The following is a 21,135-nucleotide window of genomic DNA, read 5'->3' as shown; positions in this document are numbered from 1 at the left end:
GGAGAACCTATGATCAACGCTATTGTAAACTACGCACTGAACAACCGGCTGATGACAATCGTGGCTGCTTTGGCAGTTATCGTGGCCGGCTATTTTTCATTCAATAAATTACCGGTGGATGCGTTTCCAGATGCCACGCCAACCATGGTGCAAGTCTTCACAACCAGCCCGGGGCTGTCTCCGGTTGATGTCGAAACACTGATTTCCTACCCGATTGAAATCAGCATGTATGGCATTCCCAAACTGGAAAAGGTGCAGAGTACCTCTATCTTCGGCCTGTCCCGGGTGACCATCTATTTTGAGGATGGTACTGACATCTATTTTGCCCGCCGGCTCGTTATGGAACGCCTGGCGGAAGCAAAAAGACAGATACCCGAAGGGATGGGTGAGCCTGAGTTAGGGCCTATCACCACCGGGCTTGGCCGGATTCTGATGTATTCGCTTGTTGAAGAAGAAGGGAAAAACTTCAGCCTGCAGGAGATGCGCACGATTCAGGACTGGATTATCAAGCCCCAGTTACGGACGGTGCCGGGTGTGACTGGCGTACTGTCGATTGGCGGTGACGTCAAGCAGTATCAGGTCAATATCGATGCCAGGGCCCTGCAGGCACGAGACCTGACAGTCGCGGATGTGCGCCAGGCGCTGGCGGGCAACAACCGGAACGTCGGCGCCTCATTCATAACCCGGGGTGGCGAAGAATATATCGTTCGTGGCTACGGGTGGATCAGTCCCGGAAAGGAAAACCTCGACGACATCCGGAATATTATCGTATCGAGGCCTGATGACACGCCCATCTATATAAAGGATGTTGCCTCAGTCGCCCTGGGGCCGGCCATCCGCCGGGGCGCTCAGGTTTCCGGCGGAAAGGAGTCGGTTGGCGGCTATGTCATGAAGCTGATTGGAACCAACACGAGCAAGGTGCTGGAAGACGTCGACAAGAAGATTGCCGAACTGAACGAGTCGTTGCCCGAGGGCCTGTCCATAAAGCCTTACTACTCGCAGGCAACGCTGGTCGAAAAAGCTATTGGTACCGTCGAAAAGGCACTGCTCGAAGGCGCTATTTTTGTTCTGGCATTTCTCTATCTTTTCCTTGGCAACATCCGCTCCACGCTGATCGTTGTGCTGACACTTCCGCTCTCGGTACTGATCGCATTCATAGCAATGAGTTTTACCGGCTTGTCCGCAAACCTGATGAGCCTGGGCGGGCTCGCAATCGGTATCGGCATGATGGTCGATGGCGCCGTGGTAATGATCGAGAATATATTCCGGCACCTTGAGGAGCGATCAACCGAGCAGATCAGCATCGCACGCCTTGTGGGTGAAGCTGCACGGGAGGTAGCGCGGCCTATCGTTTTTGCCATTGGCATCATCATCATTGTCTTCCTGCCTCTGTTTACCCTGCAGGGTGTGGAAGGGAAGCTGTTTTCCCCGATGGCCTATACCATCAGTTTTGCCCTGATCGGCGCCCTGATCCTGGCGCTTACACTGGTGCCCGCGCTGGCGTCGCTTGCGTTCAAAATGGGTGTCGTACACAAGGAGCCACGTTTGGTGCAGGCCCTGGGCCGGCTCTATGAACCGGTGGTCAACACCGTGGTAAAGGCCCCCAAGCTGGTGATGGGCATTGCTGTTCTTGCTTTCGCCGGGAGCCTGTTTCTCTTTCCGTTCCTGGGCAGCGAGTTTGTACCAACCCTTCGCGAGGGCACGTTTCAGTTGCGCTCCACCCTGCCGCCAGGTGCCAGCCTGGACTCAGCCATCAGTTATGGGAAACGCATTCAGGAAGTTCTCGAGGATTTCCCCGAGGTAACGGAGAGCTACGCACGCGTGGGTCGGGCAGAAGTTGGTGGTGACCCGGAGCCGGTGAATGTTGTGGCAACCCTCATAACCCTTAAGCCCCTGGATCAATGGCCGGACGGTTTGAGCTATGAGGAGTTACAAGGCCGAATAGCGGAAGCGTTAAATGAGAAAATACCTGGCCTCGCGAATAACATGTCGCAGCCCATTCAGCTCAGGACAGACGAACTTTTGTCCGGTGTGCAGGCGCAATTGGTCGCGAGTATTTTTGGCGACGATCTCAATGAACTGTCCCGAATCGGCAAAGAAGTCGAGGCCCTGGCCAAGGAAGTACCTGGCGCAACCGATGTTCGATCTCAGCAGATGGCGGGGAAAAAGCAGATTGTAATCCGTCCGGATCGTAATGCCCTGGCGCAATACGGCATCAGCGTTGATCATGTGATGGAAACCGTCGAACTGGGTATCGGTGGCGGAACCTCCGGGCTGGTGTTTGACGGGGTTCGCCGGTTCGAGATCTATGCGCGCCTGCAGGAACAGTTCCGGGGTTCACTTGATGAGATTCGCGAGCTGCCTCTGCGGGGCGCCAGCGGCGAAATGATTCCGCTGAAACGTGTTGCAGACGTGACCACCTACGCGGGGCCGAAGAAAATCTCGCGCTCAAACGCCAGCCGCCGGCTTTATGTTCAGATGAATGTGCGCGGCCGTGATATGGGCGGGGTTGTTGAAGAATTGCGTGCCCGGATCAAACAGCAGGTTGAAATGCCCCCGGGCTATTTCGTGGAGTTCGGTGGCCAGTTCGAAAATCAGCAGCGGGCGATGGCGCGCCTCCAGGTTGTGGTGCCAATTACCCTGGCGCTGATATTCCTGCTGTTATACTCGGCCTTCGGCAGCCTGCGCTATGCCACGCTTATTTTTCTCAACGTACCATTCGCCGTCACTGGCGGAATCGTTGCCCTGTTTGTGACCGGACTGTACTTGTCGGTGCCGGCGGCGGTCGGCTTCATCGCCGTATTCGGTGTCGCCGTACTGAATGGCGTGGTGATGGTGAGTTACATCAACCAGTTGAGAGACCAGGGCTACGAAGTGATGGAAGCCGTGAAGCTGGGAGCCAAGCGCCGCCTGCGCCCCGTTCTGATGACGGCATCCGTCGCGATTCTCGGCCTGGTGCCGCTTCTGCTGGCGGACGGAATAGGCTCAAACGTCCAGCGCCCTCTTGCGACAGTCGTGGTCGGAGGGTTGATTACGTCGACCTTGCTGACGCTTGTCGTGTTGCCAAGTATCTACCAGTGGTTTGCAATGAAGCGTGAGGAAGTCGACCTTTAACGGCAAGGAGTGATTCAGATGTACGAAATAAAAGCTTATGTTCGTAAAGCCATGAGCGAACTTGTCATAGATGAAGTGGCTAAACTGGCCGGGGTTGCCAGTATAGCCGTTGTGTCACTGAGCGAGTTTGGCCACACTGTCAATGACGGCAGCGAAATGGCGAAAGTCGAGATGGTCAAGCTGGAAGTGGATGTTGATAGCGAGTCAGCCGCCGATACGGTGGCTGATACCATTGTTCGGGCTGGCCGCACTCAGGAAGGCCACCCCGGAGATGGCAAGGTCCTGATTTCCAGGCTGGCAAAAGCAATACGCATCGATGACGGTGTATCAGGGCCGGAAGCTCTCCGGGCCCGGTCAGTGTAGAAGCAGGACAGGGACTGAAGGCTGAAAACCTTCAGTCCCTGTATTTTAGATAGTTTCCGGTATTAATCCGCTTCCCTCCGTATTCATATGCAACACTCCTGAAACCCCATGCGGTGCTCTCCAATGAAACCCCCGAAAACTTATAAGCGCCTACAAGATAACATAAGCACTTTTCGTAACTGGTGGGGGCGCCGCTCAATCAGAAAAACGCTTTTTTCCTACCTTTTTCCAATGGGCCTTGCATTTATGCTTGTGGTATGGATCTCCCATCAGCTTCTCATTGGTTATTTACATGAAGAATTGCATCGAAGCAGGCTGGAAGCTCAACTCTCTCAGTTCACAGAGCTACTGGCTGGCTCGGGCCAGCTGACTGACAATAAAATAAAGCAGATCGTCAATTCGGGAGACCAGGGGAGTTATATTTTTTCAGTAAACTCCGGAGAGAGTATTGTTGTCTCTGAGAAGACATTCCTGGATGTTGTAAAAAACATCCTGTCAGGTGATGAGCGTGGAATAATACATTATAACGATAAAGACCATACATTGCTGGGGATCGCATCGGAAATCGACATAGGCGGCAAAAAAATACAAATTTTGGTTCTGGAAAAAGAAAATTATAAGCCAGCTATTTCGGATGATGTGCATTTAGTCATTGGGGTTGTCGCACTCGCATTGTTTTTTTCCATTATTTTTTTCATATATCTGAGCGTAAATACCGCCCTGAAACCACTGGGGGATTTGAGTGTTCAGTTGTCTGAGTTAAAGAATGGTCGCCGGACACGCCTGGCGGAGGATTCACCCGTGGAGTTCAGAGAGGTTGTAGTTGATTTCAATCATCTTCTTGAGGTTCTGGACAGGCGTCTGAAGCGCTCCAGAAGATCAATGTCCGATCTCTCGCACAGTATCAAGACGCCTTTAACCGTTGCTATCGCGATCACAGGCGATCAGGAAACCCCCATCGAACACGATGACCGGGAATTTCTTCATGCCAAATTATCCGAACTTCGGAAAATCATTGACGCCCAGATGAGAAGAGCCGAGATGTCGGGGCAATATTCAGGAAAGCCCATAAAGGTTGTGGAAAAGGTTGAGGCAATCATTGATGTTGTGCGGAGAATCTACCCACGGAAAAGCTATTTATTGAAAAAAGACTTGCCTGATGATTTTTTCTGGCCAATCGATGAGCATGACTTTAATGAAGTAGTTGGCAATATTCTTGATAATGCAGCAAAGTGGAGCGATGGCAGGATCGATATAACATTGGCCCAGGAAAAAAATATGTTTAAAATAATGATAGAAGACGACGGGCCGGGCGTTGCGCAGGATAATCTGGACCAGTTAACAAAGAGAAAACGGCGGCTTGATGAGCAAACACCTGGCTATGGCCTTGGGTTGTCCATCGTAGATGAAATCGTGGACAATTACTCCGGTAAACTGATTTTTTCAAAGTCGAAAATGGCAGGGCTTAGAGTGGAGGTAATATTTTCCGCCAGCAAGCTCAATCCGGCTTTCTCATAAGGGGGTAGAAATAACGCCCATGTTCTGGCGTATTACCATGAGGCATTGGCACCCCTCAACGGATGAACATTTAAGGAGCTTCTGGTTAAGGCTCATCCGGATCGAAATAATAGCCTTGTCCGCGAAGGGTTTTTATTTTCGATTTCCCAAGCAGTCTTCTAAGCCGCGTTATGTAGACCTGAATCACATTATTCCCCGGGGACCTGTCGATATTGTATAAAAGATCCACAAGGTCATCCTGGGAGAACACTCTTCCGGGCGAACGCAAAAAACACTGAAGCAGGCGGAACTCAGTGGCCGTCAACCGATGGTCCTCACCTGTTGGGGTCGATAATGTCCTGCAGTCGTTATTCAACTGGTATCCACCAACCCCAATCTCGTTTGTAGAGCGCCCTTCTTTTCTTCGGATGATGGCGTTCAGTCTGGCCTGCAACTCTTCGAACTCAAAGGGCTTTGGCAGATAATCGTCAGCACCGGCATTTAAACCCTGAACTCTTTCCGACCAGTTTGACCTGGCCGTCAGGATAAGTATCGCATCATCTCGTCCGGTTTTGCGCCACTCCCGCATAAGCGACAGGCCATCTTTATCGGGCAATCCGATGTCGAGGACTATTCCCTCATACAAACTTGTACCGACAAAAAAGTCGGCTTCTTCGGCGTTCCTCGCAATATCAACAGCATAATCAGATCTTTCAAGCCAGTTTGAGATTCTTTCTGCCAAAAAGGCATTATCTTCGACAATCAGAATTTTCATCTCGATCTCTCAAAGCCGGTATTTGGCCACGGCGGTTACTTTATATGCACCCAGGATAATTCATCAGGCTCCATTGTCCGATTTTACCAGTCACGGCCCATACTTATCAGTCGACAAGCGAAATTGATACAAATTATTTGCCAGGAAACCTCCGGGGAACCACTGATCACCACTCAGCCGTCCGGACTATGTCGGCGTTGAGGCATTGCTCAGCGACACGGAGGCGGGCCGACAGGCTTTCGGATTTAACGGTTACAGGCAGGAATCAGTGTGGGAGACCCGGAATCAAGGGACAGGTGCGGATCTGTGGGCGCTTACCCTGAATGATTTGGGGGGCCTTCGCAGGATTGGAAAACAAAATCCGGAGCCATCGGCTTTTCTGGCGTCAGGCTCCAGTGTGCAGGCTACTCACTCCCGGGGCACGGAAAAACGGCCCTAAAAATCAGAAGAGGTACGCGCCGCCTATATTGAGCTCATTATAGTCGGAATCGTAAGTGTTCCCCTCTTTGTCGTTACGACGGAGGGCTTCGACATACACATAAAGGTTGTCAGAAACGCTATGCAATGCCTGGGCAGTGATGTTGGTGGATTCCCGCTTGCCATCACCGGCTCCGTCCACATCGTCTTTTTCCATCTCGTAAGACAGGGTGAAGCGCGATGCACCAATAGCGTAGATACCCTGGACACCAAACAGGTTCTCACCCAGGCCGGTACTGCCTGCCACTGTCCCATACGACTCGAAAGACGTAACAGGGTTGTCCCTGACCCCTTCTCCGACAGCTGCCACGGCCTCGTCGCCTTTCTGGGTTGAATAGAAGGCGTTCAGCGACAATGCGCTGTTGACAGTGTAATCCACCCGGGCGCCATAGGTGTTCTCGTTGTTCGCGGCACCGTCATTGGAGTCCATGGCAAGCACGAGGGCAAAGCGGTCGCGCTGATATTTTACCCCAAGCTGATACGGATACCTGTTCTGGCCATCACCGCGCTCGGTGCTCCCGTCAATCTGTACAACACCATGAAGGGTAAGCCCCCCGAAGCTCGGTGACACGTACTGAATCAGATCATCTTCACCGGTCGTCCAGTTGGCATAAAAATTGGACTGAGCCACTTCGTAATACCAGTTGCCGTAATCTCCAATTAACACCTCGTACTGAGAGTCATCCGAGCCGACCCATACCTCGCCGAAATCTCCCCGGATGCCGAAATACGCCTCATCGACTTGAATGGACGTATTCGAAGACTTTTCCGTCCCTTCCGTCGGCGAAAAACGTTGCAGCTCCAGCTTCCCAAAAGCCTCAACACCAGGCAGAATTTCGTGGCTGTGCCGGACCCCGAGCGTCGAGTATCCGTAGTCCGTCAACTGGCTTCTGCCACCCCCGAACCCTTCTTGATCGGCATTGGTATACATCATCTGGACATTGCCATAGATTTCCGGCAGCGCATCCATGCGGGCAGTCAGCCTGGAAACTTCCGATCCGGTCTCCGGCACGACGTTGGCAGCCGATGCCAATGCCGGAGCAACCGCCATTGATGCGGCAATGGCCGATGCAAGAGCTGTTTTTTTCATGTTGCGTCTTCCTTTTTTTGAGTTAACTCAGGTTTTAGCGACGGGTTCTTATCCCGATTTTATAAGGCCTCATCCCGCCAGGCGGGTGAGGCCGGTTCTGCATTACCCCTATGTCATTTTTTTTGACACAGAGACAACTTTTCTTCTTTTTTTGAGAAAAACCATTCGCAATCGGATCTTTGCGGTTCAATCAGTTACAGAGCATTCTTAAAGCCCTGAATGATGAAGCAGTTTTAATACAACGATTCTCACTTTGTAAATTATTGGAGGTGTATTTTTAGTGCTTATGGCCCCAGAAACGCAGGTGTTTACGCTTTAAGGCGCTCACGGGCTCCGTGGCAGTTGCACATCAATTCCAAGGCCAGATTTACATTAACTCTTTATTATCAGATTGTTAAAGCCTCGGGGAAACAGACTCCTGTTTACACCCGCCGGTATTCGCCGGCATCTTTGCACCAGCAGGAATCGGGCGCGGAGCAGACGCCCAATACCAGTGCAAGCACTTATTCTGTTCCCTGCCCGCTCTCGAGCAGGAACGTCACCGGGCCGTCATTCACCAGACCGACTTTCATATCGGCACCGAATTTTCCCTCACCCACGTTTTCCGGCCCCAGCGCGGAAACAGCCTCTGCCACAAAGAGCCGGTATAGGGCGTTCGCCTCTTCAGGCCCGGCGGCAAGCGAAAACCCCGGTCGCGTACCGGATGAGGTATCGGCAGCCAGCGTAAACTGTGGAACAACAAGGAGGGAGCCCCCGACATCGAACAGACTTCGGTTCATCCGGCCGGCGGCATCGGGAAAAACACGATACGTGAGAATTTTTCGGCACAGCTTCCGTGCTTCTCGCTCGCCATCGCCCTTCACAACACCCAGCAACAGCAGCAGGCCGGTTTCTATCGAGGCTATCTGCTCACCATCCACCGCAACACTGGCTTTCGAAACTCGCTGGATCAGTCCTTTCATTCAATTCTCTGAGGACGCATAAACAGGAGGAAATTAAATCCGGGCGAGAGTTTATCCACGGTAATGGCACGCCGCAACCCTCAAAAAGGATTCAGCCAGCACTTTTCTCAGTTTTCGCGATCACGGATTCAACGCCACGAATCAGCGCATCGACAATCGCCGGTTCAGAGGCGGAATGGCCAGCATCCCGAATGATCTGCAGCTCCGCCTCCGGCCAGGCCCTGCTGAGTGCGAGCGCATTTTCCAGCGGGCAGACCATATCGTAGCGACCATGGACAATAATGCCCGGAATCTCCGACAGTCTGCCCGCATCCCGCAGGATCTGATCAGGCTCCAGGAACGAGGAATTCATGAAATAGTGGCATTCGATACGGGCCAGGGCGATGGCAACATGGGGATGACCAAAATGCTCAACCACCCTCGGATTCGGATGCAGGGTTGCGCACCTCCCCTCCCACACAGACCAGGCCTTGGCGGCCTGAATCTGCTCCAGCTCGTTGCTGCTGGTGAGCCGCTGATAATAAGCGGCGACCAAGTCGCCACGCTCCGCCCCGGGAATCTGTGCCTCAAAGTCTGCCCAGTAGTCCGGGAACACCCGGCTTGCGCCATCCTGGTAAAACCAATGAATATCCCGGGGGCGACAGAGAAAGATGCCTCGCAAAACCAGCCCCAACACCCGCTCAGGGTGGGCCTGGGCATAGACCAGGCTCAGGGTCGAGCCCCAACTGCCACCGAACAGAAGCCATTTGTCGACACCAAGGAAGGAGCGCACAGCCTCCATATCTTCAACCAGCTTTCCCGTGCTGTTGCCTTCAAGTTCCGCCAGGGGCGTCGACCGGCCGGCACCACGCTGGTCCATCAGAATGATCCGGAAACGCTCGGCATCGAAGAAGCGCCGGTGGTAATCCTCACAGCCTCCGCCAGGCCCGCCGTGGACCACAAGAACCGGGATGCCATCCGGGTTGCCGCTTTCTTCAACATAGAGCTCGTGCGGCGCATCAACCGCAATACGGTGCTGGGCGTTGGGTTTGATTTCAGGGTAAAGGGTAAGCATGGGGCGCTCCGGAACAGGGTTATCCCGGAATTCTGGATGAAGATGGGGTCAGATGAAAGCTTTCATCTGACCCCACGAGAGGCTTCGAGCCGAGAGGTAAAATCGGGGTCAGATGAAATCGGGGTCAGATGAACTTTCATCTGACCCCATGTTCAGGTTACTTCTTATTCGCACGCTTGCGATCATTTTCGGTCAGAAATTTCTTCCGCAGGCGAATCGATTTCGGGGTCACTTCAACCAGTTCGTCGTCATCGATGAACTCCAGCGCCTGCTCAAGGGTGAACTTGATGGGCGGCACCAGCCCGATGACTTCATCCTTGCCGGAAGCTCGCATGTTGTCGAGCTTCTTGCCCTTAGTGGGGTTAACCACCAGATCATTGTCACGGCTGTGAATGCCGCAAAGCTGGCCTTCGTAGATTTCCTGGCCCGGGTCCAGGAACAGCTTGCCACGGCTCTGCAGGGTTTCCAGAGAATAGGTCAGCGCTGTTCCGGTTGCCATGGAAACGAGGACACCATTCTGGCGACTGGTGACATCGCCAACCTTGATGGGGCCGTAATGACTGAAGGTCGAGGTCAGAATACCGGTACCCGAGGTCATGGTCAGGAAGGTATTGCGGAAACCGATCAGGCCCCGTGCCGGAATGGTGTACTCAAGACGCATCCGCCCCTTGCCATCCGGCACCATGTTGGTCAGGTCGCCTTTACGCAGCCCCATCTGCTCCATGATCGGGCCCTGGTGCTGCTCTTCAATGTCGACGATGACATTTTCATAGGGCTCCTGCTTGACGCCATCCACTTCACGAATGACAACTTCAGGCCGCCCGACCGCCAGCTCGAAGTTCTCGCGGCGCATATTCTCAATCAGCACTGACAGATGCAGTTCACCACGGCCGGATACCTTGAACTTGTCCGCCGAATCGCCTTCTTCAACGCGCAGCGCCACGTTGTGCAGCAACTCCTTTTCCAGACGCTCCTTGATGTTCCGGCTGGTAACGTACTTGCCTTCCCTGCCGGCGAAAGGCGAATCGTTTACCTGGAAGGTCATCGACACGGTCGGCTCATCCACCGTCAGTGCCGGCAGGGCCTCAACGTTGGCCTGGTCACACAGGGTATCGGAGATAAACAGCTCATCCATACCGCTCACGCAGACGATATCGCCAGCCTGTGCCTCATCCACTTCAACGCGCTGCAGGCCTGAGTGCCCCATGATCTTGAGGATTCGACCATTGCGCTTCTTGCCACTGGCACCAATCGCGGTCACCGGCGAATTGGTTTTGATCTTGCCGCGTGCGATGCGGCCAATACCGATCACGCCCAGGAAGCTGTTGTAGTCCAGCTGGGAGATCTGCATCTGGAACGGACCGTCCATATCGACGTTTGGTGCCGGCACATGATCAACGATCGCCTGGAACACGGCATCCATGTTGTCGTCCAGGTTTTCATGGTCCATGCCGGCAATGCCGTTGAGGGCACTGGCAAAAACAATGGGGAAGTCCAGTTGCTCGTCGGTCGCACCCAGGTTGTCGAACAGATCAAACACCTGGTCTACAACCCAGTCGGGCCGTGCACCGGGACGGTCAATCTTGTTGACCACGACAATCGGGCGCAGGCCGGCGGCAAACGCCTTCTGGGTCACAAAACGTGTTTGCGGCATCGGGCCATCAATGGAATCAACCACCAGCAACACACAATCAACCATGCTCATCACTCGCTCAACTTCGCCACCGAAGTCAGCGTGGCCCGGAGTATCAACGATGTTGATGTCGTAACCGTTCCATTTCAGGGCCGTGTTCTTGGCCAGAATGGTAATGCCACGCTCTTTTTCCTGGTCATTGGAATCCATGACCCGCTCGTTCTCCAGCTCTTTACGATCCAGCGTGCCGGACTGACGCAGCAGCTTGTCTACGAGCGTGGTTTTACCATGGTCAACGTGGGCGATAATGGCGATATTACGAAGTTTTTCAATCACAAAAATAATCCTGCGGCATGCACTCAATGACCTGAGAGGGTCGTTCGCAGGGAAATCCCCACACATGCCGTCTCAAATCCGTAAAATGAACTCATTTACCGGAACTGGCTGCCCGGCACCCTGCATGGAGCTTTTCGATCCGGGATCTGAAAATGGCAGGGTGAAAATGAAGCGGCGCGTAGTATAGCGAAAAGTCTGTGTCGTTAATATGAAGAAAAACGCCTACCCTATTTAGGTTTAGGCGATGCTTTGCACTTATTTAGCGCACCCAGTCAATTAACGCACCAATTGTGTGCGCCAACAAAGCGCAAGAACCAGCCTGGTAAAAATGCCTTTGCCCTGAACATGCCCCAAACCCTGGCAGTTGCGCCGTTCTGGAGCATGCCCTGAAAATTGGCAAGCGCCTTGCTTTATCGAAAGCAGCCGAAATTTGCAGGTAAGACGCACTGGCATTTGCTAAGCTGCGCAGACCTGAGAAACAGATCGGAACTCAGTACTCTGAGCGATCCGGCACCACGAACATGAATACAGCCGCCTGTGCGGTATAACTTACGGAGCATGCACAATGTCCAAGACAGTTGATTTGATCAAAGAACACGAAGTCAAATGGGTTGACCTGCGCTTTACTGACAGCCGCGGTAAAGAGCAGCACGTGACGCTGCCCGCCACCGAAGTAGATGAAGACTTTTTCGCAGACGGCAAAATGTTTGACGGCTCCTCCATTGCCGGCTGGAAAGGCATCAACGAATCCGACATGATCCTGATGCCGGACGACGCGACCTCTGTACTCGATCCGTTCACTGAAGAAACCACCGTTAACATCACCTGCAACATCGTAGAGCCTTCTACCATGCAGGGTTATGAGCGCGATCCGCGCTCCGTTGCCCGTCGTGCCGAGGAATACCTGAAGTCCACCGGCATCGCCGATGGCGCCCTGTTCGGCCCGGAGCCGGAGTTCTTTGTCTTTGATTCCGTTAAATGGAGCGTCGACATGCAAGGCTCTTCATACCACATTCATTCTGAAGAGGCCGCCTGGGTATCCGGCGAAGACTTCGACCGCAACAACATCGGCCACCGCCCGGGGGTCAAAGGCGGCTATTTCCCGGTTCCGCCGGTTGACAGCCTGCATGATCTGCGTGGCGCCATGTGTGCGGCCATGGAATCCATGGGTCTGGAAATTGAAGTTCACCACCACGAAGTGGGCACTGCTGGCCAGTGTGAAATCGGCGTTGGCGCCAACACCCTGACCCGCAAGGCTGACGAAGTTCAAATCCTCAAGTACTGCGTACACAATGTGGCGCACGCTTATGGCAAAACAGCCACCTTCATGCCCAAGCCGGTAGTTGGTGATAACGGTTCCGGCATGCACGTACACATGTCACTGAGCAAAGACGGCAAAAACCTGTTCGCAGGCGACAGCTATGCCGGCCTGAGCGAAGCCGCCCTGTACTACGTTGGTGGTGTTATCAAGCACGCCAAGGCCATCAACGCCTTCACCAACCCGGCAACCAACAGCTACAAGCGCCTGGTTCCGGGCTACGAAGCACCGGTCATGCTGGCATACTCCGCCCGTAACCGTTCGGCCTCCATCCGAATCCCTTACGTGAACAGCCCGAAAGCGCGTCGTATTGAAGTTCGCTTCCCTGATCCGGCTGCCAACCCGTACCTGGCTTTCGCTGCCCTGATGATGGCCGGCCTGGACGGCATCCAGAACAAGATCCACCCTGGCGATGCCATGGACAAGGATCTGTACGATCTGCCCAAAGAAGAGGCCCTGAGCATTCCGAAGGTTGCCGAAACCCTGTCTGAAGCTCTGGATTGCCTGGAAGCGGACCACGAGTTCCTGACCCGCGGAGGCGTGTTCACTGAAGACATGATTGCCGGCTATATTGATCTGAAGCGCGGTGAAGTTGAGAAGCTGAACATGACCACTCATCCGGTTGAGTTCGAGCTGTACTACTCCTGCTAAAACCTCTCTCCAGAGAGTTAAAGAGCAGCAAAGCCCCGCCCCGTGCGGGGCTTTTTTTGTGCGCAAAAGCACATTGCCTGCAGCCCTTAACGATATGTAACCAACATCCCGCCCCACAGGCGTTGAAATGCCCCCGGGCGCCGCCGATAATCGGGAAAACCCAATGACAGGTGAGCTTATGAATCCGAAGTCTGGATTGGTTGCCGGCCTACTGTTTGCTCTGGCGGTCCCGGCCTCCGCCGAGGTCTACCGCAACGTCGATGCCTACGGCAACGTTACGTTCTCCGATGAGCCGAGCGAAGGCGCTGAAGCCGTAGAGGTCAAACCGGTTACTACGATCACTCTGCCGAAGCCCGAGGTGGTTCAGGAAACCAAGAAGCTTCGTGAAGAGGTTCAGAGGGAGGGTGCAGCGTACGAGAGCGTCTCCTTTGTGTATCCGGATAACGACCAGGCCTTCTACAGTGGTAGCGGTGATATCCAGTTCGAGGTTCGCAGCACGCCGGGCCTGCGGCCTGGTCACAAGTATGAAGTAACCCTTGATGGCCAGCCGGTTGGCCAGAGCACTTCCGGTTCGGTTACCGTCAGCAACGTCTATCGTGGCACCCACCAGGCCCGAGTGCACATCGTGGATGAAAACGGCGTACAGGTAAAAACCGGTACGTCCATTTCCTTCACCGTTCACCGCCCCTCCGTGGCAAACTAGCCAAACCACCCAACTATCCAGCTGCCCAAACTGCCCGCACCAGTTTGGTGCGGGCGCACCAGAAAAAAGCCATACTCTGACCAGCAACGGGGCGAATTTTCCGGGCTGGTCAAGGGCTTGTCCCCGTTTGCACCAGCTTACGGCACATTTCAACGCCGATACGGCCCTATGCCCGTACTTTGCCCACTCATTTCTGAACCTGGCGCAAAGTGGTTCGCTTTTTGCAAAACTCCAGAGGTCAAACTATGTCGAACCAACGGAAATCACGCATGGCACTGCCTTTGGCCCACGCAATCGGATACAGAAGCATTCTCGACAGCCTCACCACGGCTGTCCTGGTGCTGGAAGATAACCTGAACATACGATATCTCAATCCGTCCGCCGAAAGCCTGTTCGAAACCAGCATGACACGCAGCCACGGTCAGCCTTTCCGCGACATCCTTGTCGATTCCGAAGATGCCCTGAAAACATTGTTTGCCGCCGTGGACAACGGCCAGTCCTACACCCGCCGTGAGGCCGAATTCCTGTTAACCAGCGGCTTACGCCTCACCGTGGATTACTCAGTCACCCCAATCAGTCTGGATCCGACCGAATTACTGATCGAAATCCAGCCAAGGGACCGGCTACTGAGGATCAGCCGTGAAGAGGACATCATCTCCCAGCAGGAAACCACCCGCATTCTGGTCCGGGGTATGGCCCACGAGATCAAGAATCCGCTTGGGGGAATCCGTGGCGCCGCCCAGCTTCTGGACCGTGAGCTCAACAGCGAGGATCAGCGCGAGTACACCCGGGTAATCATTGATGAGGCTGACCGCCTGAGAAGCCTCGTAGACCGGATGCTAGGCCCGAACAAGGCACTCAAACTGGCACCGACGAACATCCATGAGGTGCTGGAACGGGTAGGCACCCTCCTGGAAGCCGAGAGCAAAGGCCGCCTCCATTTCAGCCGGGACTACGACCCCAGCATTCCCGAGTTCCGGGGCGACAAGGAGCAGCTGATTCAGGCGTTCCTGAACATTGCCCGCAATGCCATGGAGGCCGCCTTTGAAAACCAGGGCGGCCAAAGCCGCGAAGAGCCGCCAACCATTACCTTCCGGACCCGCACTCTGCGGCAGTTTACGATTGGCCATCGGCGCCATCGCCTGGTGTGCCGGATAGACGTTATAGATAACGGCCCGGGCATTCCGCCGGAGCTGCTGCAGAACATTTTCTATCCGATGATCAGCGGTCGTGCCAGCGGCACAGGCCTGGGCCTTTCCATTACCCAGAGCATCATCGGGCAACACCATGGACTGGTTGAATGCGAGAGCGAACCAGGACGAACCGACTTCATCATCTTCCTGCCCCTGGAGGACACCCCATGAGCCAACCGGCAAACGTCTGGATCATCGACGACGACCGCAGTATTCGCTGGGTGCTGGAGCGCGCCCTTAACCAGGCCGGTATGCAGCCCCGCGTTTTCGACAGTGGCGAAAGCATCATGATGCGGCTGGAACACGAGCAGCCGGATGCCATCGTCAGCGATATCCGGATGCCCGGCGTTGACGGCATCACCCTGCTTTCCCAGATCGTGGATGTCCATCCGGACGTGCCCGTGATCATCATGACCGCCCACTCTGACCTGGAAAGCGCCGTCACCAGTTACCAGACCGGGGCCTTTGAATATCTTCCCAAGCCGTTCGATGTGGACGATGCCGTGGCACTGGTCAAACGTGCTGTTGCCCACAGCCACGAAAAACGTGCCAGCGCCGAACCGCCGGCGGAAAGCGCCCAGCGCGCCGCCGAAATCATCGGTGAAGCGCCAGCGATGCAGGAAGTTTTCCGGGCCGTTGGCCGGCTGTCCCATTCCAACATCACCGTACTGATCAATGGCGAAAGCGGCACCGGCAAGGAACTGGTGGCCCAGGCGCTGCACAACCACAGCCCCCGAGCCAAACACCCGTTCATTGCCCTGAACATGGCCGCCATCCCGAAGGACCTGATTGAATCCGAACTGTTCGGCCACGAGAAAGGTGCTTTTACCGGCGCCGGTGCCGCCCGCCAGGGCCGCTTTGAACAAGCCAATGGCGGCACCCTGTTCCTGGATGAAATCGGGGACATGCCCGCCGATACCCAGACCCGCCTGCTGCGGGTACTGGCCGATGGCGAGTTCTATCGGGTTGGCGGCACCACCCCGATCAAGGTGGATGTCCGGATCATCGCCGCCACGCATCAGGACCTGGAAAAGCTGGTTCAGGCCGGCAGCTTCCGGGAAGACCTTTTCCACCGCCTCAACGTTATCCGCGTGCATCTGCCAAAACTCGCGGAACGGCGGGAAGACATCCCCCGGTTGATGCAGCACTTCCTGAAAAGGGCCGCCAAGGAACTGGCCGTGGAGCCGAAAATCCTGCGCCCCGAAGCGGAGGAATACCTCACCACCCTGCCCTGGCCCGGTAACGTCCGCCAGTTGGAGAACACCTGTCGGTGGCTGACTGTCATGGCCAGCGGCCGGGAAATCCACATTGATGACCTGCCCCCGGAACTGCTGCACCAGGCAGAGGCACCCGCCACCGGGGCTACCTGGCAGGAGGGCCTGAAAAACTGGGCGGAACAGGAGCTTAAACGGGGCAAGAAAGGCATTCTCGACAGCGCTGTTCCGGAGTTCGAGAGAATCATGATCGAAACCGCGCTGAAGCACACCGGCGGCCGGCGCCGGGATGCGTCAATCCTGCTGGGTTGGGGCCGGAATACGCTGACCCGGAAGATCAATGAACTGGGGATGGATCACCCGGAGCATGAGGACGATTGACGATTGGGGTCCTGAAAATGGGGTCAGATGAACTTTCATCTGACCCCATTTTTACCTTTTGATTCAGCGAACCTCCCGCCAATAGATGACCCGGTCGTGGCCCCGGTAGACGCCGAAGGTGGCGAGAGCGGATGGCGCTTCCAGTGTGCCGTCACCGTCGAAATCGCCGGTCAGCCAGAGCGGCACCGAGAATGTGACCGGGACGTTGCCTCTGTTTCCCTCGCCCGGTGCCGACAGCACCAGCCCACTTCCCGCCGGGGGCGCCCCTGCCGTCAACGAATCCGACACGCCCACTACGGAGGTGCTGCCTCCGGTTAGCGCCGTCTGGTCCAGCGCAACGTCTGTCCCGGTGGCATAGGTCCAGCAGCTGTCCGCGATGTTCGGAATGAAGCCGGCCACCGTGAAGTAGTAGGCCCCGAAGGGTATTTCCAGACCCGATGTCTCCGGCCCGTAGGCATTCTCCAGCTGCAACCGGCCATATCGCATTTCGAGTGGGAAAACCGGATCAATGGCAACCGGCAGCTGTGGCGAGCTGACGCCATCGGCATCAACCAGTTGCGACAATTCGATTCGGTAGTCCGGCGAAAACGGCGGTATCCGGCTTTGGACGTTTTTTTCATACACCAACTGATCGGACGAGGAAAACAGGTACTGCAACTGCCCCGGGGCGACAATCGTCAACGCAGGAGGCGTGCTCAGACTGGCGGAAACAGACAACGGGTTGCCATCGGTATCCAGTGCGGAACGATCAGAACTACCCGGTAGACGGGACAGGCCACCGACTGACAGACGCTGGAAATCACCCAGGGTGTAATTCTGTGTTACCTCACCGTTGGAGTTTAACGGCTCTAGCGTAAGCAGCGGTTCCAGGCCAGACCGCCAGCTCAGGCTCTGGCCGGTGTAGGCAAAGGCCGTGGAGGACTCACAGAAAGGCTTCACTTCCCCCCGCTCTGATACGGTCACCCTGAAGCGGTCCGGAATAAAGCGACCAACGTAGCTGAGAGGATCGCCGACGACATCGGCCGTGCCAAGGTAATTGCCGCTGGTAAGGGACGGCGTGATGCGGATGATGCCGACTTCGGGCCACTGGAACCGGCCGCAGGCGGTTCCACCGGGAGCAGAGGCGCCAGAGCAATCCTCGCCGAACGAACCCAGGGCCCCGGATAGTGCCGGAGAATCCCCTCCCGCCGGCGCGACCAGCGAGGCATCGAGCTCAACCGCCTCCGCCGGTGTTTCTCTGCCAAAATTCGGCGTGACATTGCCACTGGCATTGACTGACGATACCCAGATCTCAAAATCGGTACCGGCGGCAACAAAGGTATTGCCATCCTGAACCGAGGTCGCCGCCGGGTTGCCCGGTACGTGCAACTCGAAGTGGTCCGGCCGTACAACGAATGTTCCATCTCCGGACATGACCAGACCGGCATCGTCGCCGGAGCCCTGGTAACGGGCATTCAGACGCAGGCGCCCCACGTCGGGGTAACGGATGTCCGCTGTCGCCACGCCATTTGCATCAAACCCCAGAGAGGAGGTCGCGCCCGGTGACCCCGGGACCGGATTTCCTTCGACAAACAGATCCAGGGTACCCGAGGCCGGATTGACGTAACTGGACCAGAGGGCAACCGCTTTGGTTTCGTTCGAAAAGGCGGGCACGCACTGCTCGGAAACATTATCTTTGCGAACCGCTGCAATACTGGCGGAAACCACGGTGTCGGAAACATGGTCGGGTACCGAAATATCGAAGCCCGTGTCGAAGAACGTCAGGTCACATTTGTCCGGTGCCAGACCGCCGGTTCCGTTGTCACACAATGTCTGGGAGAAGGCGATGGTGCCTGGATCGGAGCCGGGCACCCCAAGCGTCACGGTTGCCGGGCTGGTAACCCGCAGGGCGCGGGTGGCTGCACCATTGAGGGTAAAGGTATCGCCGCCGACCCAAGCTGACGGGGCCATGGTCACCTCAACGGGATCGGGAAACAGTTGGCTGCAATCGGCATTGCCGCAGGCGCGGATGGTAACCTCCGCGGGTTGACAGGTCAGTCCGCTGCCGCTGTGCTCCAGTTCGAAATGATCGACAAGCGCCTGCACCGCTCCGATTTTATCGGCACAGACCTGCAGGTTATCGAGTTCGTGAATATTGGTGGAACCGCCGGTGGACCCGGTCAGCGAGAGAAACAGGTTTTCCGGAATCTCCGGCTGACCACTCAGGGTTTCCTGAATCAGGGTCTGGAAGGTGTTTCCGGTACCTCGCCCGTTTCTCTCAACGGTAAGTTCAGGGGTCTTTCCGCCCCTCGAGTCAATCGTTATTCTGTATCGGTAGGGGTTATTATCATTGTTCGAATCGATCCCGGGAGACAACCCGCCCGAATCCGCGATGTAGGCATAGTCCGGTGCCGAACCACGCACAGCGACAGAATCGAGGGTGCGGCCAGTGTTGCCCCCTACCCGGCCTTCATTATTGTTGGAGAAGTTTCCGTACTCATCCAGACCAATTCCCAGCCAGCCGCCAGAGAACCCTCCACTGCCATCGGGCTCCTGGGCGTAGCCGAGTGATCCGCCGTAACCCCCGGCCTGGGGAGTGACCGAGGCATCGGAAAAAACCACGGCAAGGCCATCAGCGCCCGTTCCTCCGTACGCATAATAGTCGAACTCGATCTGAATCAGGTTGTCCGCTCCGGGAAACAGTCTCTGGTAGGTTGCGGCAGTCGCCTGATTGCCCACGGCCTCGGTCAGACGCAAGCGGCCACTGACAATTTGAGGTGTGAAGTTGCCGCTTGATCGGGTAGTCACCCAGTCGGGACCAAGACCTGAGCGGTTGAACTGGTCAGGCTCACAGGTAAAAGAGAGCGCTCTCAACACCACGTCGTCAATATGCCAGAAATCGTAGCCGTCTCCGCTTCCCCGCTGCTGCTGAAACCGAAACTGGAAAGCCGAATGGAAGGCACCGGAAGGTAACTCAAACTGCGTTGCCCCGCTTTGTCCTGGCGTCCCATCGCCCGCCAGGGACTCAATTTCGATCCACCGATTCCGATCATCCAGAAATTCAACAACCAGGTCTTCGTTTCTGTCCGGGTTTTCACTGAAGGCGTCATCACCACGCCGCCACCAATACTCAAGACTGCCCGAGGTTGAGCCGGAGAGATCAAAACTGGGTGAGGTCACCGAGACACCGCCACTACTGGTGAACAACGACAGGTTTCCACTGTTACTGGTTTGCCCGCCAATCCCCGCTTGGCCACCTCTGAACGGATCAACATCCCAGCCATCGCCGGCAAGCGTTCCGGAATCGAAGTCATCGCAGAACAACGCCGTGACGCCGCTGCAAAATGTCGTTGGCCGGATCAGGCGGCCGCTGCTATTCGCCTCAAAGGCGAACCAGCTCACAGCTTCCTCCAGACCGGTTCGCTCCGAATCGTTGACCTGATCCTCGTCGATGTGAACGGAAAAACCGGAAGGTGATAACTCACCACCACAAAAGCGAACCCAGCCACCATTGCGCCCCGCCATGGTATTGTGACTGACCACCACATCAGGAGCCGCAGCAAAGCCGCTCAGAGGATAGCCCTGACACTCATCCTCATGGCGGTCAACGTCCCGCCCGGCTGACTGTCCGGCGACATAAGGACGCCCGTTATTGACACCAACCGCAGGCTCAACGGCAACCCAGCCAATCACCTCTGCGCCATGGCCGGATGCAACCTCTGCTCCTTCAAGCGCCAGACTCATTGCCGATGCCCCCGGTCTCAAGCGAGTATCGTTCCCACTTCCCCAGGAGGACGATGTAATCCAGCCGGAGTCATTGAAGGTGTTGACAGCGTGAAGCACAACGGGTGACGAAGAAAAAGCCTGCTGGAAGGTTACCGTGTCAACCGCTCCCGAGTACCCTGCCGCCGACCGGACGGTTGAGGTGGACAGCCGGCCGGCTTCCAGAAGCGTACCATCGGGAAACTCCCAGACGCCCTCTTCCACCACCCAATACCGGATGGCCTCGGCCTGCCAGCCCCCAGGCGGCGGGCATTGGGCTCCTCCGGGCGCACTCGCACCAGCGCTCTCACAGGGACTCTGAACGCCGACCTGGAATCCCGCAGGGGACACATTCCGGACCCTGGCACTCAGGGAAAGGTCATTGTCATGGGATACCGGACCAACGATCACGACCGGGTTGGAATAGGTTTCCCGGAGCGTAACAGTCTCCCAGTTGCCCGCATCAATCGAACCGGAAACGATAACGGAACCTGTTTCGAAATAAGCGTCCTCACCCAGAGCTGCCGGCGCGAAAACCAGCGCCGTCATTGCAACGATGAGTCTGCAAACACTGTTCAAGGTTGTTGAGCTGCCCCTCTGCCTGCTACCCACGCGTCACCTCGGATTTGAGCT

General features: G+C 55.9%; 13 protein-coding genes. 7 read left to right on the top strand and 6 right to left on the bottom strand.

The features are described 5' to 3' along the window. The first annotated feature begins 9 nt into the window (after positions 1-9). The 3 genes from AC13C0_RS08660 (at position 10) to AC13C0_RS08650 (ending at position 4,995) form a co-directional block, all read left to right on the top strand. Positions 10-3,114, top strand: a complete 3,105-nt coding sequence (locus AC13C0_RS08660) for an efflux RND transporter permease subunit (protein WP_341581330.1) — start codon at positions 10-12, stop codon at positions 3,112-3,114. A gap of 18 nt (positions 3,115-3,132) precedes the next feature. Then, the gene (locus AC13C0_RS08655; RefSeq protein ID WP_341581329.1) at positions 3,133-3,477 is read left to right on the top strand and encodes a P-II family nitrogen regulator; all 345 of its coding nucleotides are present in this window, start codon (positions 3,133-3,135) and stop codon (positions 3,475-3,477) included. A 123-nt stretch (positions 3,478-3,600) separates the two neighbouring features. Next, positions 3,601-4,995, top strand: coding sequence for an ATP-binding protein (locus AC13C0_RS08650; RefSeq protein WP_341581328.1), 1,395 nt, complete (start codon positions 3,601-3,603; stop codon positions 4,993-4,995). 85 nt (positions 4,996-5,080) lie between these two features. On the opposite strand, the gene AC13C0_RS08645 is transcribed toward AC13C0_RS08650, so the two are convergent. From AC13C0_RS08645 to typA, 5 genes are all read right to left on the bottom strand, one after another. Further along, the gene (locus AC13C0_RS08645) at positions 5,081-5,749 is read right to left on the bottom strand and encodes a response regulator (protein ID WP_341581327.1); all 669 of its coding nucleotides are present in this window, start codon (positions 5,747-5,749) and stop codon (positions 5,081-5,083) included. A gap of 442 nt (positions 5,750-6,191) precedes the next feature. Then, positions 6,192-7,316, bottom strand: a complete 1,125-nt coding sequence (locus AC13C0_RS08640; RefSeq protein WP_341581326.1) for a porin — start codon at positions 7,314-7,316, stop codon at positions 6,192-6,194. Between the two features lie 503 nt (positions 7,317-7,819). Continuing rightward, positions 7,820-8,278, bottom strand: a complete 459-nt coding sequence (gene dtd / locus AC13C0_RS08635) for a D-aminoacyl-tRNA deacylase (RefSeq protein WP_117619498.1) — start codon at positions 8,276-8,278, stop codon at positions 7,820-7,822. A gap of 91 nt (positions 8,279-8,369) precedes the next feature. Further along, positions 8,370-9,332 carry a prolyl aminopeptidase gene (gene pip, locus AC13C0_RS08630; RefSeq protein ID WP_117619497.1) on the bottom strand — a complete coding sequence of 321 codons (963 nt, stop codon included), beginning with the start codon at positions 9,330-9,332 and terminating at the stop codon, positions 8,370-8,372. Between the two features lie 157 nt (positions 9,333-9,489). Beyond that, positions 9,490-11,301: a translational GTPase TypA gene (typA, locus tag AC13C0_RS08625; protein ID WP_117619496.1), complete on the bottom strand. Its 1,812-nt coding sequence runs from the start codon at positions 11,299-11,301 to the stop codon at positions 9,490-9,492. A gap of 565 nt (positions 11,302-11,866) precedes the next feature. Between typA and glnA the strand changes: the two genes are divergently transcribed. The 4 genes from glnA to ntrC all read left to right on the top strand — a co-directional run bounded on the left by glnA (position 11,867) and on the right by ntrC (position 16,761). Beyond that, positions 11,867-13,270 carry a glutamate--ammonia ligase gene (glnA, locus tag AC13C0_RS08620; protein WP_117619495.1) on the top strand — a complete coding sequence of 468 codons (1,404 nt, stop codon included), beginning with the start codon at positions 11,867-11,869 and terminating at the stop codon, positions 13,268-13,270. Positions 13,271-13,448: 178 nt separating this feature from the next. Beyond that, positions 13,449-13,973 (top strand): DUF4124 domain-containing protein, encoded by a 525-nt coding sequence (locus tag AC13C0_RS08615; RefSeq protein WP_117620436.1) that lies wholly within the window; start codon positions 13,449-13,451, stop codon positions 13,971-13,973. Positions 13,974-14,242: 269 nt separating this feature from the next. Beyond that, positions 14,243-15,337, top strand: coding sequence for a nitrogen regulation protein NR(II) (glnL, locus tag AC13C0_RS08610; protein ID WP_117619494.1), 1,095 nt, complete (start codon positions 14,243-14,245; stop codon positions 15,335-15,337). After that, a complete protein-coding gene (ntrC, locus tag AC13C0_RS08605; RefSeq protein ID WP_117619493.1) occupies positions 15,334-16,761 on the top strand; it encodes a nitrogen regulation protein NR(I) in 1,428 nt (475 codons plus the stop codon). Before glnL ends, ntrC begins: the two co-directional genes overlap by 4 nt. Positions 16,762-16,824: 63 nt before the next feature. On the opposite strand, the gene AC13C0_RS08600 is transcribed toward ntrC, so the two are convergent. After that, positions 16,825-21,051 carry a DUF6701 domain-containing protein gene (locus AC13C0_RS08600; protein WP_482954268.1) on the bottom strand — a complete coding sequence of 1,409 codons (4,227 nt, stop codon included), beginning with the start codon at positions 21,049-21,051 and terminating at the stop codon, positions 16,825-16,827. Positions 21,052-21,135 lie beyond the last annotated feature (84 nt).

The organism is Marinobacter sp. B-21 (assembly GCF_056857895.1).
The sequence above is the reverse complement of the archived record's forward strand: the minus strand, read 5'-3'. Positions and strand labels throughout refer to the sequence as shown.

Excerpts from the sequence above, each read along its gene's own strand:
- glnL (WP_117619494.1), top strand. The coding sequence starts at position 14,243 with ATGGCACTGCCTTTGGCCCACGCAATCGGATACAGAAGCATTCTCGAC.
- AC13C0_RS08640 (WP_341581326.1), bottom strand. The coding sequence starts at position 7,316 with ATGAAAAAAACAGCTCTTGCATCGGCCATTGCCGCATCAATGGCGGTT.
- AC13C0_RS08655 (WP_341581329.1), top strand. The coding sequence starts at position 3,133 with ATGTACGAAATAAAAGCTTATGTTCGTAAAGCCATGAGCGAACTTGTC.
- AC13C0_RS08615 (WP_117620436.1), top strand. The coding sequence starts at position 13,449 with ATGAATCCGAAGTCTGGATTGGTTGCCGGCCTACTGTTTGCTCTGGCG.
- AC13C0_RS08600 (WP_482954268.1), bottom strand. The coding sequence starts at position 21,051 with ATGACGGCGCTGGTTTTCGCGCCGGCAGCTCTGGGTGAGGACGCTTAT.
- glnA (WP_117619495.1), top strand. The coding sequence starts at position 11,867 with ATGTCCAAGACAGTTGATTTGATCAAAGAACACGAAGTCAAATGGGTT.
- pip (WP_117619497.1), bottom strand. The coding sequence starts at position 9,332 with ATGCTTACCCTTTACCCTGAAATCAAACCCAACGCCCAGCACCGTATT.
- dtd (WP_117619498.1), bottom strand. The coding sequence starts at position 8,278 with ATGAAAGGACTGATCCAGCGAGTTTCGAAAGCCAGTGTTGCGGTGGAT.
- AC13C0_RS08645 (WP_341581327.1), bottom strand. The coding sequence starts at position 5,749 with ATGAAAATTCTGATTGTCGAAGATAATGCCTTTTTGGCAGAAAGAATC.
- AC13C0_RS08650 (WP_341581328.1), top strand. The coding sequence starts at position 3,601 with ATGAAACCCCCGAAAACTTATAAGCGCCTACAAGATAACATAAGCACT.
- ntrC (WP_117619493.1), top strand. The coding sequence starts at position 15,334 with ATGAGCCAACCGGCAAACGTCTGGATCATCGACGACGACCGCAGTATT.
- AC13C0_RS08660 (WP_341581330.1), top strand. The coding sequence starts at position 10 with ATGATCAACGCTATTGTAAACTACGCACTGAACAACCGGCTGATGACA.